At 68.6% G+C, this 13,554-nt stretch carries 12 protein-coding genes; 4 read left to right on the top strand and 8 right to left on the bottom strand.

Annotated features, from left to right (window positions below; translation table 11 throughout):
- Positions 1 to 273 precede the first annotated feature (273 nt).
- A complete protein-coding gene (locus tag ACWDR3_RS33270) occupies positions 274 to 909 on the top strand; it encodes a hypothetical protein (protein WP_450356275.1) in 636 nt (211 codons plus the stop codon).
- 163 nt (positions 910 to 1,072) lie between these two features.
- Here the strand turns inward: ACWDR3_RS33270 and ACWDR3_RS33275 are convergent, their stop codons facing one another.
- From ACWDR3_RS33275 to ACWDR3_RS33285, 3 genes are all read right to left on the bottom strand, one after another.
- Positions 1,073 to 1,714 carry a hypothetical protein gene (locus ACWDR3_RS33275; protein WP_450356276.1) on the bottom strand — a complete coding sequence of 214 codons (642 nt, stop codon included), beginning with the start codon at positions 1,712 to 1,714 and terminating at the stop codon, positions 1,073 to 1,075.
- A 68-nt stretch (positions 1,715 to 1,782) separates the two neighbouring features.
- Entirely contained in the window at positions 1,783 to 2,484 is a 702-nt protein-coding gene (locus ACWDR3_RS33280; protein ID WP_123997271.1) for a ribonuclease HII, read from the bottom strand.
- A gap of 82 nt (positions 2,485 to 2,566) precedes the next feature.
- Positions 2,567 to 3,190, bottom strand: coding sequence for a TetR/AcrR family transcriptional regulator (locus tag ACWDR3_RS33285; RefSeq protein WP_450356277.1), 624 nt, complete (start codon positions 3,188 to 3,190; stop codon positions 2,567 to 2,569).
- Positions 3,191 to 3,425: 235 nt separating this feature from the next.
- On the opposite strand from ACWDR3_RS33285, the gene ACWDR3_RS33290 reads away from it, so the two are divergent.
- On the top strand, positions 3,426 to 4,958 hold the full coding sequence (locus ACWDR3_RS33290) for an MFS transporter (RefSeq protein ID WP_450356278.1): 1,533 nt from the start codon (positions 3,426 to 3,428) through the stop codon (positions 4,956 to 4,958).
- Positions 4,959 to 5,310: 352 nt separating this feature from the next.
- Here ACWDR3_RS33290 and ACWDR3_RS33295 read toward each other — a convergent pair whose 3' ends face one another.
- The 3 genes from ACWDR3_RS33295 to ACWDR3_RS33305 all read right to left on the bottom strand — a co-directional run bounded on the left by ACWDR3_RS33295 (position 5,311) and on the right by ACWDR3_RS33305 (position 7,612).
- Positions 5,311 to 6,216 (bottom strand): ADP-ribosylglycohydrolase family protein, encoded by a 906-nt coding sequence (locus ACWDR3_RS33295; protein ID WP_450356279.1) that lies wholly within the window; start codon positions 6,214 to 6,216, stop codon positions 5,311 to 5,313.
- A 12-nt stretch (positions 6,217 to 6,228) separates the two neighbouring features.
- Positions 6,229 to 6,888, bottom strand: a complete 660-nt coding sequence (locus tag ACWDR3_RS33300) for a histidine phosphatase family protein (RefSeq protein WP_280879735.1) — start codon at positions 6,886 to 6,888, stop codon at positions 6,229 to 6,231.
- A gap of 118 nt (positions 6,889 to 7,006) precedes the next feature.
- Positions 7,007 to 7,612, bottom strand: coding sequence for a YdbC family protein (locus ACWDR3_RS33305; protein ID WP_401722166.1), 606 nt, complete (start codon positions 7,610 to 7,612; stop codon positions 7,007 to 7,009).
- Positions 7,613 to 7,771: 159 nt separating this feature from the next.
- On the opposite strand from ACWDR3_RS33305, the gene ACWDR3_RS33310 reads away from it, so the two are divergent.
- Entirely contained in the window at positions 7,772 to 8,305 is a 534-nt protein-coding gene (locus ACWDR3_RS33310) for a TerD family protein (protein WP_450356280.1), read from the top strand.
- Between the two features lie 114 nt (positions 8,306 to 8,419).
- Here ACWDR3_RS33310 and ACWDR3_RS33315 read toward each other — a convergent pair whose 3' ends face one another.
- Both ACWDR3_RS33315 and nrdR read right to left on the bottom strand, forming a co-directional pair.
- Positions 8,420 to 11,317, bottom strand: a complete 2,898-nt coding sequence (locus ACWDR3_RS33315) for a vitamin B12-dependent ribonucleotide reductase (protein WP_450356281.1) — start codon at positions 11,315 to 11,317, stop codon at positions 8,420 to 8,422.
- A gap of 165 nt (positions 11,318 to 11,482) precedes the next feature.
- Positions 11,483 to 12,034 (bottom strand): transcriptional regulator NrdR, encoded by a 552-nt coding sequence (gene nrdR / locus ACWDR3_RS33320; RefSeq protein ID WP_450356282.1) that lies wholly within the window; start codon positions 12,032 to 12,034, stop codon positions 11,483 to 11,485.
- A gap of 563 nt (positions 12,035 to 12,597) precedes the next feature.
- Between nrdR and lexA the strand changes: the two genes are divergently transcribed.
- Positions 12,598 to 13,377, top strand: coding sequence for a transcriptional repressor LexA (lexA, locus tag ACWDR3_RS33325; RefSeq protein ID WP_123997280.1), 780 nt, complete (start codon positions 12,598 to 12,600; stop codon positions 13,375 to 13,377).
- Positions 13,378 to 13,554 lie beyond the last annotated feature (177 nt).

The raw sequence follows: 13,554 nt of genomic DNA on the forward strand, positions 1-13,554 counted from the left end.
CTGGACCAGCCGCACTCGAACGGTGTACGAACGCATAGTGAACGGTCGTCTCACGTGTCGCGTAGGGGATCACCGTGTAGGGATCTAAGCCGCATACCGCCGGATTTCGGTCTCTGGCCCCAATTGCTCGTTGCCGCATCCCAGTTCGACAGCAAGAATTGGGGCTCCGCTCCCCGCATGGCTCGCCCGTGACCCGGTAGGGCTCTGCTGTGGTGTGCGCTCCCCCGATTCCGACCCCGCCCGCAGTGTGGGCGCGTAGCCGAAGGGAGGACCGTGACCTTCGGATTCGCTCCGTCCTCCGCGGCATCCACGTCGACCTCCGCCGACCTGTCCGCCGCTTCCGCCAACAACCTCGCCCGCGTGCTCGAACCGGCGGAGTGGACCGCCGCCGGAATCCCCCTGCTGCGCAATCCCCGGGAAGTCGTCAGCGGCCTCCACTCCCGGCACCGCCCGAGACCGGCGACCGCGGTCGTGGCCGTGCTCGACCCGGACGAACGGCTGCGGGCCAGCGCCTCCTTCACCCGCCGCCCGGCCCCGGCCGACGGCTGGGTGTTCCGCAACGCGCTGCTCGCCCAGCTGCGTCGGGTCATCCCGCACGACCTACGGCGCCGCACTCCGATCCGGACCGCCGTGCTGCTCTACTGCCGTGACGGCGACGCCCGGTGGACCGAGGAGGACGGCGCGTGGATGTGGGGTCTGCGGGACGCCTGCACGCTGCACGGCCTGCGCTGCGGGGCGTACATCACGCTGACCCGGGACGGCTGGCAGGTCCTGGGGGAGGGTCGCGGCGGTCGTCGCCCCAACGCGGATTCGAAGCCGGAGCCGTTCGCCCTGTCCGAGGCACCGCCCCCGCTGCCCCGCACCGGCGGTGCCGCCTCGGAGGTCCTGCGCCGCGCGGCGGCCCGCTGAGGGAATCGACGGGCCGTGTCCACCGCACGGCACGTCTCCCTCGCCCACCTCGCTCCGGACGGCCCCGTCGACCGTCCGCGCACGCCGAAGCGCCCACCGTGCGATACCACCACAACGTCCCTACCGCTCCGGTGCGTGTCCTCGCGGACCCACCGGAGCGGACTCAGACGCCCGCGCCCAGCAGCGAGTTGATCTGCTTCGGGTCGCCGCAGACGACCAGCAGGGCACCGGCCCGGGCGTGGGCCAACGGCAGGGCGGTTGCGGCGGTCGTGGCTGAGCCGCCGTTGACGGCGACCACGACCACGGGACGCGACACGGCACGTTCGGCGACGGAGGCGTCCGTGTAGAAGACGTCGTCACCCGCGTCGTGCTGCGCCCAGTAGGCGGCCTCACCGAAGGACAGCTCGTGGGCGGCCCACGGATGCTGCTCACCGGTGGTGATCACCAGCACGTCACCGGGGGCACGGCCGGCGTCGAGGAGAAGGTCCACGGCCTCTTCGGCGGCGTCGAGCGCGCCCTCCACCGAGGCCGGGATCAGCTGGATCTGGGGAGTCGCCGAGGACGCGACGGGCGCGACCGGAGCGACCGGCCCCGAGGGGTCGGGCTTCGGCGCGGCCACGTCTCGCGGCGTACGTTGCACCGGCGGCGCAGGCCGGAGCGGACCGGGACGACCGGGGCGCGGCGATCCCATGGGACGGGGACCGGGTACGGGACGAGGGGTCTGCGCGGTACGGCCGCTGGCCGGCGTGGCGCGGGGACCCTGGGCACTCTCGTGAATCTGAGGCTCCTCGGGAATGAGAGGCATGGGCTGATATCTATCAAACATTGGTACGACTCGCGTCAGCGGGTGGCACATGAGTGCGAGCGGAATCGTCAGAAGTCGAAGCCGAGTTGCCCCTCGATCTCCGGAACGCTCCCGTCCGCCCAGCTGCGGGCCTTCTTGAGGTGCCGCCACTGGGGCAGCGCATCAAGATACGCCCACGACAACCGGTGGTACGGGGTGGGTCCCCGCTCCTCCAGTGCGGCCTTGTGCACGGGTGACGGATACCCGGCATTGTCCGCAAAACCGAAGTCTGCATGGTCCATACCCAGTTCGGCCATCATTTTGTCGCGCTGAACCTTGGCGATCACCGACGCCGCCGCGACGGCCACGCAGGACCGGTCGCCCTTGATCACGGTACGGACCTTCCACGGCACCCCGAGGTAGTCGTGGTTGCCGTCGAGGATCACCGCGTCGGGTCGGACGGGCAGGGCTTCCAGAGCACGTACCGCGGCCAACCGCAGCGCCGCGGTCATGCCCTGTTGGTCGATCTCCTCCGGAGAGGCGTGACCCAGCGCGTACGAGGTCACCCACTGCTGGAGTGTCTCGGCGAGCACGGTCCGCCGCTTGACGGCGATCAACTTGGAGTCGGTGAGACCTTCGGGCGGCCGGCGCAGTCCGGTGACGGCCGCGCAGACGGTGACGGGGCCGGCCCACGCGCCGCGCCCCACCTCGTCGACACCGGCAATGACCTTGGCTCCGGTCGTGGCGCGAAGGGAGCGCTCGACAGTGTGGGTAGGGGGTTCGTACGGCATGGCGAGCTAAGCGTACGCCGCCGGGATCACCCTGCGACACCCCGGTTTCCCCATGTGGCGGCACGACCTTCCGGGCGCACCCTCAGCCGGCGTCGGGACGCAGCAGCGGAACCATCAACTGGTCGACCATTTCCTCCAGATCACGATCCCCCCATTCGCTTCCGCTCATCTTGGAGCGGTACATCATCATGGCCGGCATGGCATCGATGACGTAGCTGTTCGCCGCGTCGGGCCGCACCTCCTTCCGCTCGATGCCACGGGTGATGACCTCCTGGAGCAGCTTGACGGTCGGCTCCACGATCCCGTCGAAGATCACGCTGTGGAAGCGCTCCGCCTGCACCGGGTCGCATTCGTGAATCACCGACCGGACCGCGAACCCGGGCCGCGAGTACATCGCGTCACGAGCCGTCCGGCACAGCGCGAGGAGGTCCTCGCGCACGCTGCCCAGATCCGGTGCGCCCTCGATGCGCGGCAGTCCCGCCCGCAGCGCGTCGGCGACGAGATCCTCCTTGGACGGCCAGCGGCGGTAGACCGCGGCCTTCCCGGTCTGGGCGCCGGCGGCGACGCCTTCCATGGTGAGGCCGTTCCAGCCGACCGTGCCGAGTTGCTCCAACGCGGCCTCGAGGATCGCGCGTTCGAGCACAGCTCCGCGCCGACGGAGGGAGGCCGCCTGAGCGGGGGCGGCCGTCCAGCGCGAGGTAACCATCTGAGTGTCTCCAGCAAGCAGGGGGAGCGGGGATTTCGGGTACGGATGCGGGCGCGTACGGGTGCGACCGGTTGTGCAGGTGCGCGCCGTGTGGCAGCGACGGGAGACGCGCCACATGACTCCAAGATAAGTGAACGCTTGCGTTCACTAGTGGGGACTCACTACCGTTGCCACGACAGTGAACGCGAGCGTTCACTAAATCTCTCGTGGGGGACCCATAGTGACAACCTCTCCTGTGCTCCAAGAACGGAAGCCCGGTGCCGCTCGTCGGGAAGGGCATCCCGGCATAGCGCTCACCGTCATCGCGGCCTGCCAACTCATGGTGGTCCTCGACGCGACGATTGTGAACATCGCGCTCCCGCACATTCAAAACGCTCTCAAGTTCAGCACCACCGACCTCACCTGGGTGGTGAGCGCCTACACGCTCACCTTCGGTGGCCTGCTGCTTCTCGGCGGCCGGGCCGGTGACATCCTCGGCCGCCGCCGGGTCTTCATGTCCGGCATCCTGCTCTTCACCTTCGCCTCCCTGCTCGGCGGTCTCGCCCAGGAACCCTGGCAACTGCTGGCCGCACGCGTCCTGCAGGGCGTGGGCGGCGCGATCGCCTCGCCCACCTCGCTGGCACTGATCACCACCACGTTTCCCGAAGGCCCCGAGCGCAACCGCGCGTTCGGCGTCTTCGCCGCGGTCTCCGCGGGCGGCGGCGCCATCGGCCTGCTGGCCGGCGGCATGCTCACCGAGTGGCTCGACTGGCGCTGGGTCCTCTTCGTCAACGTGCCCATCGGCGTACTGATCGCCGTGCTCACGCCGATGTACATCAACGAGTCCGAACGGCACACCGGTCGCTTCGACTTCCCCGGTGCGCTGACCTCGACGGCCGGCATGGCAGCTCTCGTCTACGGCTTCATCCGCGCGGCCGACCAGGGCTGGCGGGACAGCGTGACGATCGGATCCTTCGCGGCGGCCGTGGTGCTGCTGGTGGGCTTCGGACTCATCGAGTCCCGGGCCAAGGAACCGATCACCCCCCTGCGGATGTTCACCGACCGCAACCGCTCGGGCACGTACGTGATCATGCTGTGCCTGGCCGCTGCGATGTTCGGCATGTTCTTCTACATCGTGCTCTTCGTGCAGAACGTGCTGGGGTACACCCCGATCCAGGCCGGTCTCGCCTTCCTGCCGGTGACCGTCGTGATCGCGCTCGGCGCGGGACTCTCGCAGCGGTTCCTGCCCGTGCTCGGCCCCAAGCCGTTCATGCTCGTGGGCTCGACCCTCGCGATGATCGGGCTCGCCTGGCAGACCCTCATCAGCTCCGACAGCTCCTACGTCGGCGGCGTGCTCGGACCGATGCTGGTGTTCGGGTTCGGCATGGGCCTGAACTTCGTGACTCTGACGGTCACCGCGGTCTCCGGCGTCGCCCCGCACGAGGCGGGCGCGGCCTCCGGACTCCTCAACGCCATGCAGCAGGTGGGCGGTTCGCTCGGTCTGTCCATTCTGACGACGGTGTTCGGCTCGGCCAGCAGGGACGAGGCGAAGAAGCAACTGCCCTCTTTCCTCGCCGACGGCTCGCCGGAACAGAAGGCGGAGTTCACCAAGACGCACCAACTCCCGGCGCCCTGGGGGCACGAGGTCCTCGCCCACGGCATCTCGACGGCCTTCATTCCGGCCGCCGCGATGGCCGTACTCGCCCTGGCCACCGCCTGGTTCGTGATCCGGGTGCGCAAGAGCGACCTGGAGGCGCTCGCCGGAACGGCAGGTCCCGCGGCCGTCTGACCCGGCCGGCCCCACGAAGGACCGCGGATGGCCGGACCTCGTCCGGGGGACCGACGGCGAGGACGCCGGTCCGGCCATCCGCCCCAGGCGGAACACCAGACAGAACAGCGCGACCGACACGAGCAACGCCCGCAGAAACTCCATGACCACCCCCTGGCCCCTGGCACATCACCCGCATGTGCGGACCCATGCGCCGCACAGCATTTGCCAGCACAACGCCCGGCTGGTCACGGAGAGTTCCCGACGAACACAGAGAGTTTTCGCGACGGGGTCAGAACACCGCAGGAGCTGCCACCGACCGACGGTCGTCACCCAACCCGTCAGCCGCTCCGCAGCCGCTGTTCCGCCGCCGCTATTTCGCCACCGGCACCCAGTCCGGCAGCTCCTCCGTCCGCTCCACCCACTCGACCGGCGGCGCCCCCACCTTCTCGGCGGCGATCACACCGCCCACGATCGCGCAGTTCGTGTCCACGTCACCGCCGACCTGTGCGGTCGTCCAGAACGCCCGCTCGAAGTCCCCGAGGCCCCGCGCCGCCGACCAAAGCGCGAAGGGCACGGTGTCGTGGGCGGACGTACGCCGTCCGCAGCCCAGTACGGCCGCGACGGTGCCCGCGTCGTCGTAGTCGAGCATGTCCCGGGCGCGGCGCAGTCCGGCACCGACGGCGCTCTTCGGGACGAGCGCAAGGACGCCGTCCAGGAGCTTCTCGGGGCTCGGCGGACCGCCGGGGGCACCGGCCAGCGCGGCGGCCGCGGCGACGGCCATGGCGCCGACCACGGCCTCACGATGCTGGTGTGTGGGGTACGCCGAGATCTCCGCCTGGTGGACCGCCTGCTCGGGGTCGTCCGCGTACCAGGCGCCCAGAGGGGCGATCCGCATGGCGGCGCCGTTCCCCCAGGACCCCTGCCCGTTGAAGAGCTGGGCGGAGAGCTCGCGCCAGTCGCCGCCCTCGCGCACCAACCGCAGCAGACGGTTGACGGCAGGGCCGTACCCCCGGTCGAAGTCGTGGCGCACGGCGAACGAGTGGGCCAGGGCGTCCTGGTCGATGCGGTGGTGGGCGGCCAGGACGGCGACGACGGAGCACGCCATCTCGGTGTCGTCGGTCCACTGCCAGAGGTCGGAGGGCAGTTCGCGGCGCTGCAAGAGCGGATAGTTCTCCGGTACGAAGAACTGTGAGCCCAACGCGTCCCCGACCGTCAGGCCGCGCAGACTGTTCAGGGCGCGATCCAGGCGCCCGCTGGGAGAGAAGTCAGAGGTCATGTCCGTCCGACTCTATCCGGTGACGCCGTACGGCTCCGGGTCGCGCCAGCGATCGAACGGCCGGTCCATGACGTACTTGCCGTCGTCCCCGAGCACCAGCATCCGCATCTCCGCGTTCCCCGGGTTCGACAGCGACTCGAACTCGGCGACCGTCCAGTGGAACCAGCGCATGCAGAACAGCCGCATGGCGAGACCGTGCGTCACCAGCAGCACGTTCGTCGGGTGGTCGGCGGCCTCGAAGCTGCGGTACAGGCTCTCCAGGAAGCCGCCGACCCGGTCGTACACGTCGGCGCCGGACTCGCCCTGGGCGAAGCGGTAGAAGAAGTGACCGTACGCGTCGCGGTAGGCCTTCTGGAGGCGTACGTCGTCGCGGTCCTGCCAGTTCCCCCAGTCCTGCTCGCGCAGCCGGGGCTCCTCGCGCACCCGTATGAGGTCGGGGTCGAGGTGGAAGGCGCGCAGGGTCTCGTGCGTGCGGCGGTACGGGGACACGTACACGCTGACGCGCTCCCGGCCGAGCACCTCGCGAATCCGTTTGCCGGTCTCCTCCGCCTGCTGCCAGCCGCGCTCGGTCAACGCGAGCGCATGGTCGGGCTCGCGCTCGTACACGGTGTCATCAACATTGCCCGTTGACTCTCCGTGCCGGACAAGGATGATCCGCCGTGGTCGTGCCATGCCAAAACCCTAGATCGGGTGAGGGCAGATCGAGCACTCGTACGGGCTCCATACGGCGTAGGTCACACAATTCCCGCACCTCGCGCCTCACAAGGATGCGTGTGTCACGCGTCCGGCGTCAGACCGTCCAGGTCGGTTCCAGGTCCACGATGTCGCCCGTGAGGGCTGCCACGTCCGCCTCCGTCTGGGCCCGCAGCGCGAGGCGCTCCACCCGTTCCGTGCGGTACTTGCCGTGTTCGGCGGCCTGCCGCCACATGGAGAGCACCAGGAACTCGTGCCCGGGCGCCTCGCCGAACAGCCCGCGGATCATGCCCGGTGAGCCGGCCATGGCGGGATTCCAGACCTTCTCCTGCATGAGCGTGAAGTTGTCCACGCGCTCCTCATGAATACGGGCGAGGGCCACCCGTACCAGGTCGGCGTCCGTGAAGCGCGGTTCGAAGCCGGTCTTCACATCGAAGCGGTGGTCGAAGAGCTTGACCTGGGCGTCTTTGAAGGTCCCCGACTGGGCCGACGCGAGCCGGTCGTGCGAGCGGGCCATGAAGGAGTCGTAGAAGGCGCGGCTCTCCCAGAACGCGAAAACGTGCGCCACGCCTTGCCTCTGCCGACTCCACCCACCACCCTGTCCCCGAAACCCCGGCTCCCCCAGAAGCCCCGCCCACTTTCGCTGCCCGCGCTCGAAGCCGCGGCGGTCCACCACGGTGCAGCGAATCCACTTGACCAGCACCGCGCCATCGTAAGGCCACGGAGCGTGGCGCCGGTCACGCTCGGGCGGACAGCTCGTCCGTACACGTACACGCGCGCGTGGCAGGATGGACAATCGGCCCTGTCCGCCCGGTAGTTCGGGCCGCAGAAGGCACACGGGAAACGGGGAAGGGGAAGTCTGGTGAACGGCCTCAAGAAGGGCATCCGCAAGGTCGAGGTCGGGCTGAAATGGGATCCGAGTCCCACCGGGCAGCCGCCCACCGATCTGGACATCGTTGCCGCCACCTACTTGGAGAGCGATCCGTACGGCGCTCCCTCCTATGTGGTGTATTTCGACAGCAGGTCCCCCGACGGCACCATCTATCTCAACCGCGACAGCAAGGACGGCAAGGGCTTCGGCTGGGACGAGGTCATGACACTGGAGCTCGACCGGCTCAACAGCCGGTACACGCGCGTGGTCGTCGGCGTCGTCATCCAACAGCCCTCGACGCACCGGACCTTCGTCGGCGTGATCAATCCGGGCCTTCGCATCCGCGAGGGCTACACCGTCCTCGCCGAGGACGACTTCGGTGATGTCCTCGGGTCGACGGCGGCGGCCGTCGGGGAGTTCGTGCGCGAGGGCTCCGGCACGTGGACGTTCCGCCCGGGGATCCACGGCTTCGAGGACGATCCCGCCACCTTCATCCGAAGCATGGGCGAGGCACACCAACCCTGACCGAGGAACGGCGACACGAGAAAGAGGAGGGGCACCGGCCGTGACCGGTGCCCCTCCTCTTTAAAGATGTTCACTCAGCGAGTGACCGTCGGGCGGGACGGATCCCGCCCTCCGTCAGCTGCAGCCGCTGGTCGAGCCGCAGCCCTCGCAGATGTAGCAGGAGCCGGCCCGCTGCATCTTGGTGCCGCAGGAGAAGCACAGCGGGGCGTCGGCCTGGATGCCCAGCTGCATCTCCACCAGCTCGGCGCTGGTGTGCGCCTGCTGCGGAGCTGGCTTGGCCGCCTCGACCTCGGCCTTCGGTGTGGCGACGGCCTTCAACTCCTGGGCGCGCGGCGCCGACTGGGCCAGACCCTCGACGTCGACCTCGTCGTCGATGGCCTGCTCGTACGAGCCCGTCTCCAGGTGACGCTGGCGCTCCGGAGCGGAGTGGATGCCGAGCGCGGAGCGCGTCTCGAAGGGCAGGAAGTCGAGCGCCAGGCGGCGGAAGATGTAGTCGACGATCGACTGCGCCATCCGCACGTCCGGGTCGTCCGTCATACCGGCCGGCTCGAAGCGCATGTTCGTGAACTTCGAGACGTACGTCTCCAGCGGCACCCCGTACTGGAGGCCGACCGAGACGGCGATGGAGAAGGCGTCCATCATGCCCGCGAGGGTGGAGCCCTGCTTGGACATCTTCAGGAAGACCTCGCCGAGACCGTCGTCCGGGTAGGAGTTGGCGGTCATGTAGCCCTCGGCGCCGCCGACCGTGAAGGACGTCGTGATGCCGGGACGGCCCTTGGGCAGGCGCTTGCGGACCGGGCGGTACTCGATGACCTTCTCGACCGTCTCGCGGATGGTCGCCTCGGCCTTCTCGGTGACCTCGGTCTTCTCCTTCTCCTTGGTCTTGGCGGAGAGGGGCTGGCCGACCTTGCAGTTGTCGCGGTAGATCGCGAGCGCCTTGACGCCCATCTTCCAGGCCTCGAAGTAGACCTCCTCGACGTCCTCGACGGTCGCCGTCTCCGGCAGGTTGACCGTCTTGGAGAGCGCGCCGGAGATCCAGGGCTGGATGGCGGCCATCATGCGGACGTGGCCCATCGCGGAGATGGAACGCTCGCCCATGGCGCAGTCGAACACCTCGTAGTGCTCGTGCTTGAGGCCCGGGGCGTCGATCACATTGCCGTGGTCGGCGATGTGGGCGACGATCGCCTCGATCTGCTCCTCCTGGTAGCCCAGGCGGCGCAGGGCCTGCGGGACGGTGCCGTTGACGATCTGCATCGAGCCGCCGCCGACCAGCTTCTTGAACTTGACCAGGGCGAGGTCGGGCTCAAGTCCGGTGGTGTCGCAGGACATCGCCAGACCGATGGTGCCGGTCGGGGCGATGACGGACGCCTGGGAGTTACGGAAACCGTTCTTCTCGCCAAGACGCAGCACGTCCTGCCAGGACTCCGTGGCGGCGGCCCAGATCGGCGTGTCCAGGTCGTCCGCGCGCGGGGCGGTGGTGTTGGCGTCGGAGTGCTGCTTCATGACCCGAAGGTGCGGCTGCGCGTTGCGGGCGTAGCCGTCGTACGGGCCGACGACCGCGGCGAGTTCGGCGGAGCGCTTGTACGACGTGCCGGTCATCAGGGAGGTGATGGCACCCGCGAGGGCACGGCCGCCGTCGGAGTCGTACGCGTGGCCGGTCGCCATCAGCAGGGCGCCGAGGTTGGCGTAGCCGATGCCGAGCTGGCGGAACGCGCGCGTGTTCTCGCCGATCTTCTGGGTCGGGAAGTCCGCGAAGCAGATGGAGATGTCCATCGCGGTGATGACGAGCTCGACAACCTTGGCGAAGCGCTCGACCTCGAAGGACTGGTGGCCCTTGCCGTCGTCCTTGAGGAACTTCATCAGGTTCAGCGAGGCGAGGTTGCAGGACGTGTTGTCCAGGTGCATGTACTCGCTGCACGGGTTCGAGCCGTTGATGCGGCCGGACTCCGGGCACGTGTGCCACTGGTTGATGGTGTCGTCGTACTGGATGCCCGGGTCGGCGCAGGCCCAGGCGGCCTCGGCCATCTTGCGGAACAGCTGCTTGGCGTCGACCTCCTCGATGACCTCGCCGGTCATGCGGGACGTCAGGCCGAACTTGTCGCCGTTCTCGACGGCCTTCATGAACGTGTCGTTCACGCGGACCGAGTTGTTGGCGTTCTGGTACTGCACCGACGTGATGTCGTCGCCGCCCAGGTCCATGTCGAAGCCCGCGTCGCGCAGGGCGCGGATCTTCTCTTCTTCCTTGACCTTGGTCTGGATGAAGTCCTCGATGTCGGGGTGGTCGACATCCAGGATGACCATCTTGGCCGCGCGGCGGGTGGCGCCACCGGACTTGATGGTGCCGGCGGAGGCGTCGGCGCCACGCATGAAGGAGACCGGACCGGAGGCGTTGCCACCGGAGGACAGCAGCTCCTTGGAGGAGCGGATCCGCGAGAGGTTCAGGCCGGCGCCGGAGCCGCCCTTGAAGATCATGCCCTCTTCCTTGTACCAGTCGAGGATCGACTCCATGGAGTCGTCGACGGCCAGGATGAAGCAGGCGGAGACCTGCTGGGGCTGCGGGGTGCCCACGTTGAACCACACGGGGCTGTTGAAGCTGAAGATCTGGTGCAGGAGGGCGTACGCCAGCTCGTGCTCGAAGATCTCGGCGTCGGCGGGCGAGGCGAAGTACTTGTAGTCCTCGCCGGCCTTCCGATACGTCTTCACGATGCGGTCGATGAGCTGCTTGAGGCTCACCTCGCGCTGCGGGGTGCCCACGGCACCGCGGAAGTACTTGCTGGTGACGATGTTGACCGCGTTCACCGCCCATTCGGCGGGGAACTCGACGCCACGCTGCTCGAAATTGACCGAGCCGTCGCGCCAGTTGGTCATGACGACGTCACGACGCTCCCACTCCACCTCGTCGTACGGATGCACGCCGGGGGTGGTGTGAATACGCTCGATACGCAGTCCCTTGGTGGTCTTGGTGCCCTTCGCGCGGGAACCTCGTGCCGGACCGCTCGCCGTCTCTGTCATGCCGCCTCCCTGTACAGGCAAAAACGCCCTGAAATGCCACGATGTTCCCGTGGCAGAGTGTTTGTCTGGTGTCCCGGCCGCCGAAATGCTCATGGCTCCGCGACAAGTCCTGGTCCGCCGCCACCCGGCCGGACCCGGGGCTTCCGCCCGGTTCCGGCCCGCCGGTCAGTCGGCGGAGTGGGCGGGCACGGGGACCTGAACAGTCCCTCCGGACCCGCCGTCGTCCTCCTGGCTCCCCGATCCCGCGTCTTCGTCGTCCGCGGTGAGGTCTGGCGTCGCTTCCCGCAGTTCCACGATCGCGGCCTCGAAGTCCTCGAGCGAGTCGAACGCCCGGTAGACGGAGGCGAATCGCAGATAGGCGACGAGGTCGAGCTCCTGCAACGGGCCGAGTATGGCCAGCCCGACGTCATGGGTAGTCAGTTCGGCACTTCCGGTGGCCCGCACCGCCTCCTCGACCCGCTGGCCGAGTTGGGCGAGTGCGTCCTCGGTGACAGGTCGTCCCTGGCATGCCTTGCGCACGCCGTTGATGACCTTGGTACGGCTGAAAGGCTCGGTGACCCCTGACCGCTTGACCACCATGAGCGAACACGTCTCCACGGTCGTGAAACGACGGGAGCAGTCCGGACACTGGCGGCGTCGGCGGATCGACGTGCCGTCGTCGGTCGTACGGCTGTCGACGACACGGCTGTCGGGGTGCCTGCAGAAGGGGCAGTGCATGATCTCCCAACCCTCCTCACAGCAGACTCAATGGCCTCGCCGGGCCCGTTGGACCCTCGAAGCAGCCCCAAGCATAGGCGATCGCCAAGCGTTCGAAGACCCGGGGGACCACAACTTCTGGGCTGCTGCCGCAATCCAACCACTAGATGTGGGGATTGGCGCGCCAAACACGCCGAACACTCGTGTCGCGCACGTATTGGCATGTGCCGTACGCCTGTACCTGCCACGCCGGAAACGGGCGGCCACGACCGTACCGCTGCGGCACATGCGGAGATACCGTGGGCGCCACACGGAGAGGACGTGCGACTCCCGCACAGATGGGGGCCGGTACCCGGTCGACGGGATGCCGGATGGCAGACTGGGGCAACGACCCACGAGGCCACCACCCCGGCGGTGAAGAGCACGAACTAGGGCACCTTCGTCCACCGGAAGCGCGTCAGCCATACACCCAGACACATGATCAAGTCAGGTTATCCACGGTTTTTCACTCGAACGTGTGTTTGGCGCAACCTTTCGAAAGCAACTACCGTTGTCCAGCAGGGAGACCATCGAGAGGGGCCGACGTGACCACCACCGCAGACAGTGCCACCATCACTGCCCAGGACCGCTCCCAGGGCCGACTCGAGCCGGTGCATGCGATGAACGAAGCCGTGAATCCCGAGGGACACAAGCGTTCCCTACCAGGGCGACCGCCAGGCATCCGGGCCGACAGCTCAGGGCTCACCGACCGGCAGCGCCGGGTGATCGAGGTCATCAGGGACTCGGTGCAGCGACGCGGATACCCGCCGTCGATGCGGGAGATCGGACAGGCCGTCGGCCTCTCCAGCACCTCCTCGGTCGCACACCAGCTGATGGCACTGGAGCGCAAGGGCTTCCTGCGCCGCGACCCGCACCGCCCGCGCGCGTACGAGGTGCGCGGTTCCGACCAGGCCGCCTCCGTGCAGCCCACCGACACCGCCGGCAAGCCGGCCGCGTCGTACGTCCCGCTCGTGGGCCGTATCGCCGCCGGTGGCCCGATCCTGGCGGAGGAGTCGGTCGAGGACGTCTTCCCGCTCCCCCGCCAACTGGTCGGTGACGGCGAACTGTTCGTCCTCAAGGTCGTCGGTGACTCGATGATCGAGGCCGCGATCTGCGACGGGGACTGGGTCACGGTCCGCCGCCAGCCGGTCGCCGAGAACGGTGACATCGTGGCCGCGATGCTCGACGGCGAGGCCACCGTCAAGCGCTTCAAGCGCGAGGACGGCCACGTCTGGCTCCTCCCGCACAACTCGGCCTACGAGCCGATCCCCGGCGACGACGCGACCATCCTGGGCAAGGTGGTGGCAGTCCTGCGGCGCGTGTGACAGCCGCGACGGGCGGGCCCTGACGGACCCCGCTCCCTGACCGGGCCCCGGGACCCCTGCGCCGGTTCCGGGGCCCTGTGTTGCCCGAGCCGCGCCAGCACCTCGGGGTCGGTCAGCGCGTCGGCGTCCGACGTGGGCAGCAGCACCTGCCGGGGCCCGATGGTCGTCCGCCCGTCG

The organism is Streptomyces sp. NPDC001002 (assembly GCF_053599215.1).

What these genes read in the sequence shown, in the direction of transcription:
- ACWDR3_RS33275 (WP_450356276.1), bottom strand. Translation starts at nt 1,714, where the DNA reads ATGCCTCTCATTCCCGAGGAGCCTCAGATTCACGAGAGTGCCCAGGGT.
- nrdR (WP_450356282.1), bottom strand. Translation starts at nt 12,034, where the DNA reads ATGCACTGCCCCTTCTGCAGGCACCCCGACAGCCGTGTCGTCGACAGC.
- ACWDR3_RS33300 (WP_280879735.1), bottom strand. Translation starts at nt 6,888, where the DNA reads ATGGCACGACCACGGCGGATCATCCTTGTCCGGCACGGAGAGTCAACG.
- ACWDR3_RS33295 (WP_450356279.1), bottom strand. Translation starts at nt 6,216, where the DNA reads ATGACCTCTGACTTCTCTCCCAGCGGGCGCCTGGATCGCGCCCTGAAC.
- ACWDR3_RS33285 (WP_450356277.1), bottom strand. Translation starts at nt 3,190, where the DNA reads ATGGTTACCTCGCGCTGGACGGCCGCCCCCGCTCAGGCGGCCTCCCTC.
- ACWDR3_RS33315 (WP_450356281.1), bottom strand. Translation starts at nt 11,317, where the DNA reads ATGACAGAGACGGCGAGCGGTCCGGCACGAGGTTCCCGCGCGAAGGGC.
- ACWDR3_RS33280 (WP_123997271.1), bottom strand. Translation starts at nt 2,484, where the DNA reads ATGCCGTACGAACCCCCTACCCACACTGTCGAGCGCTCCCTTCGCGCC.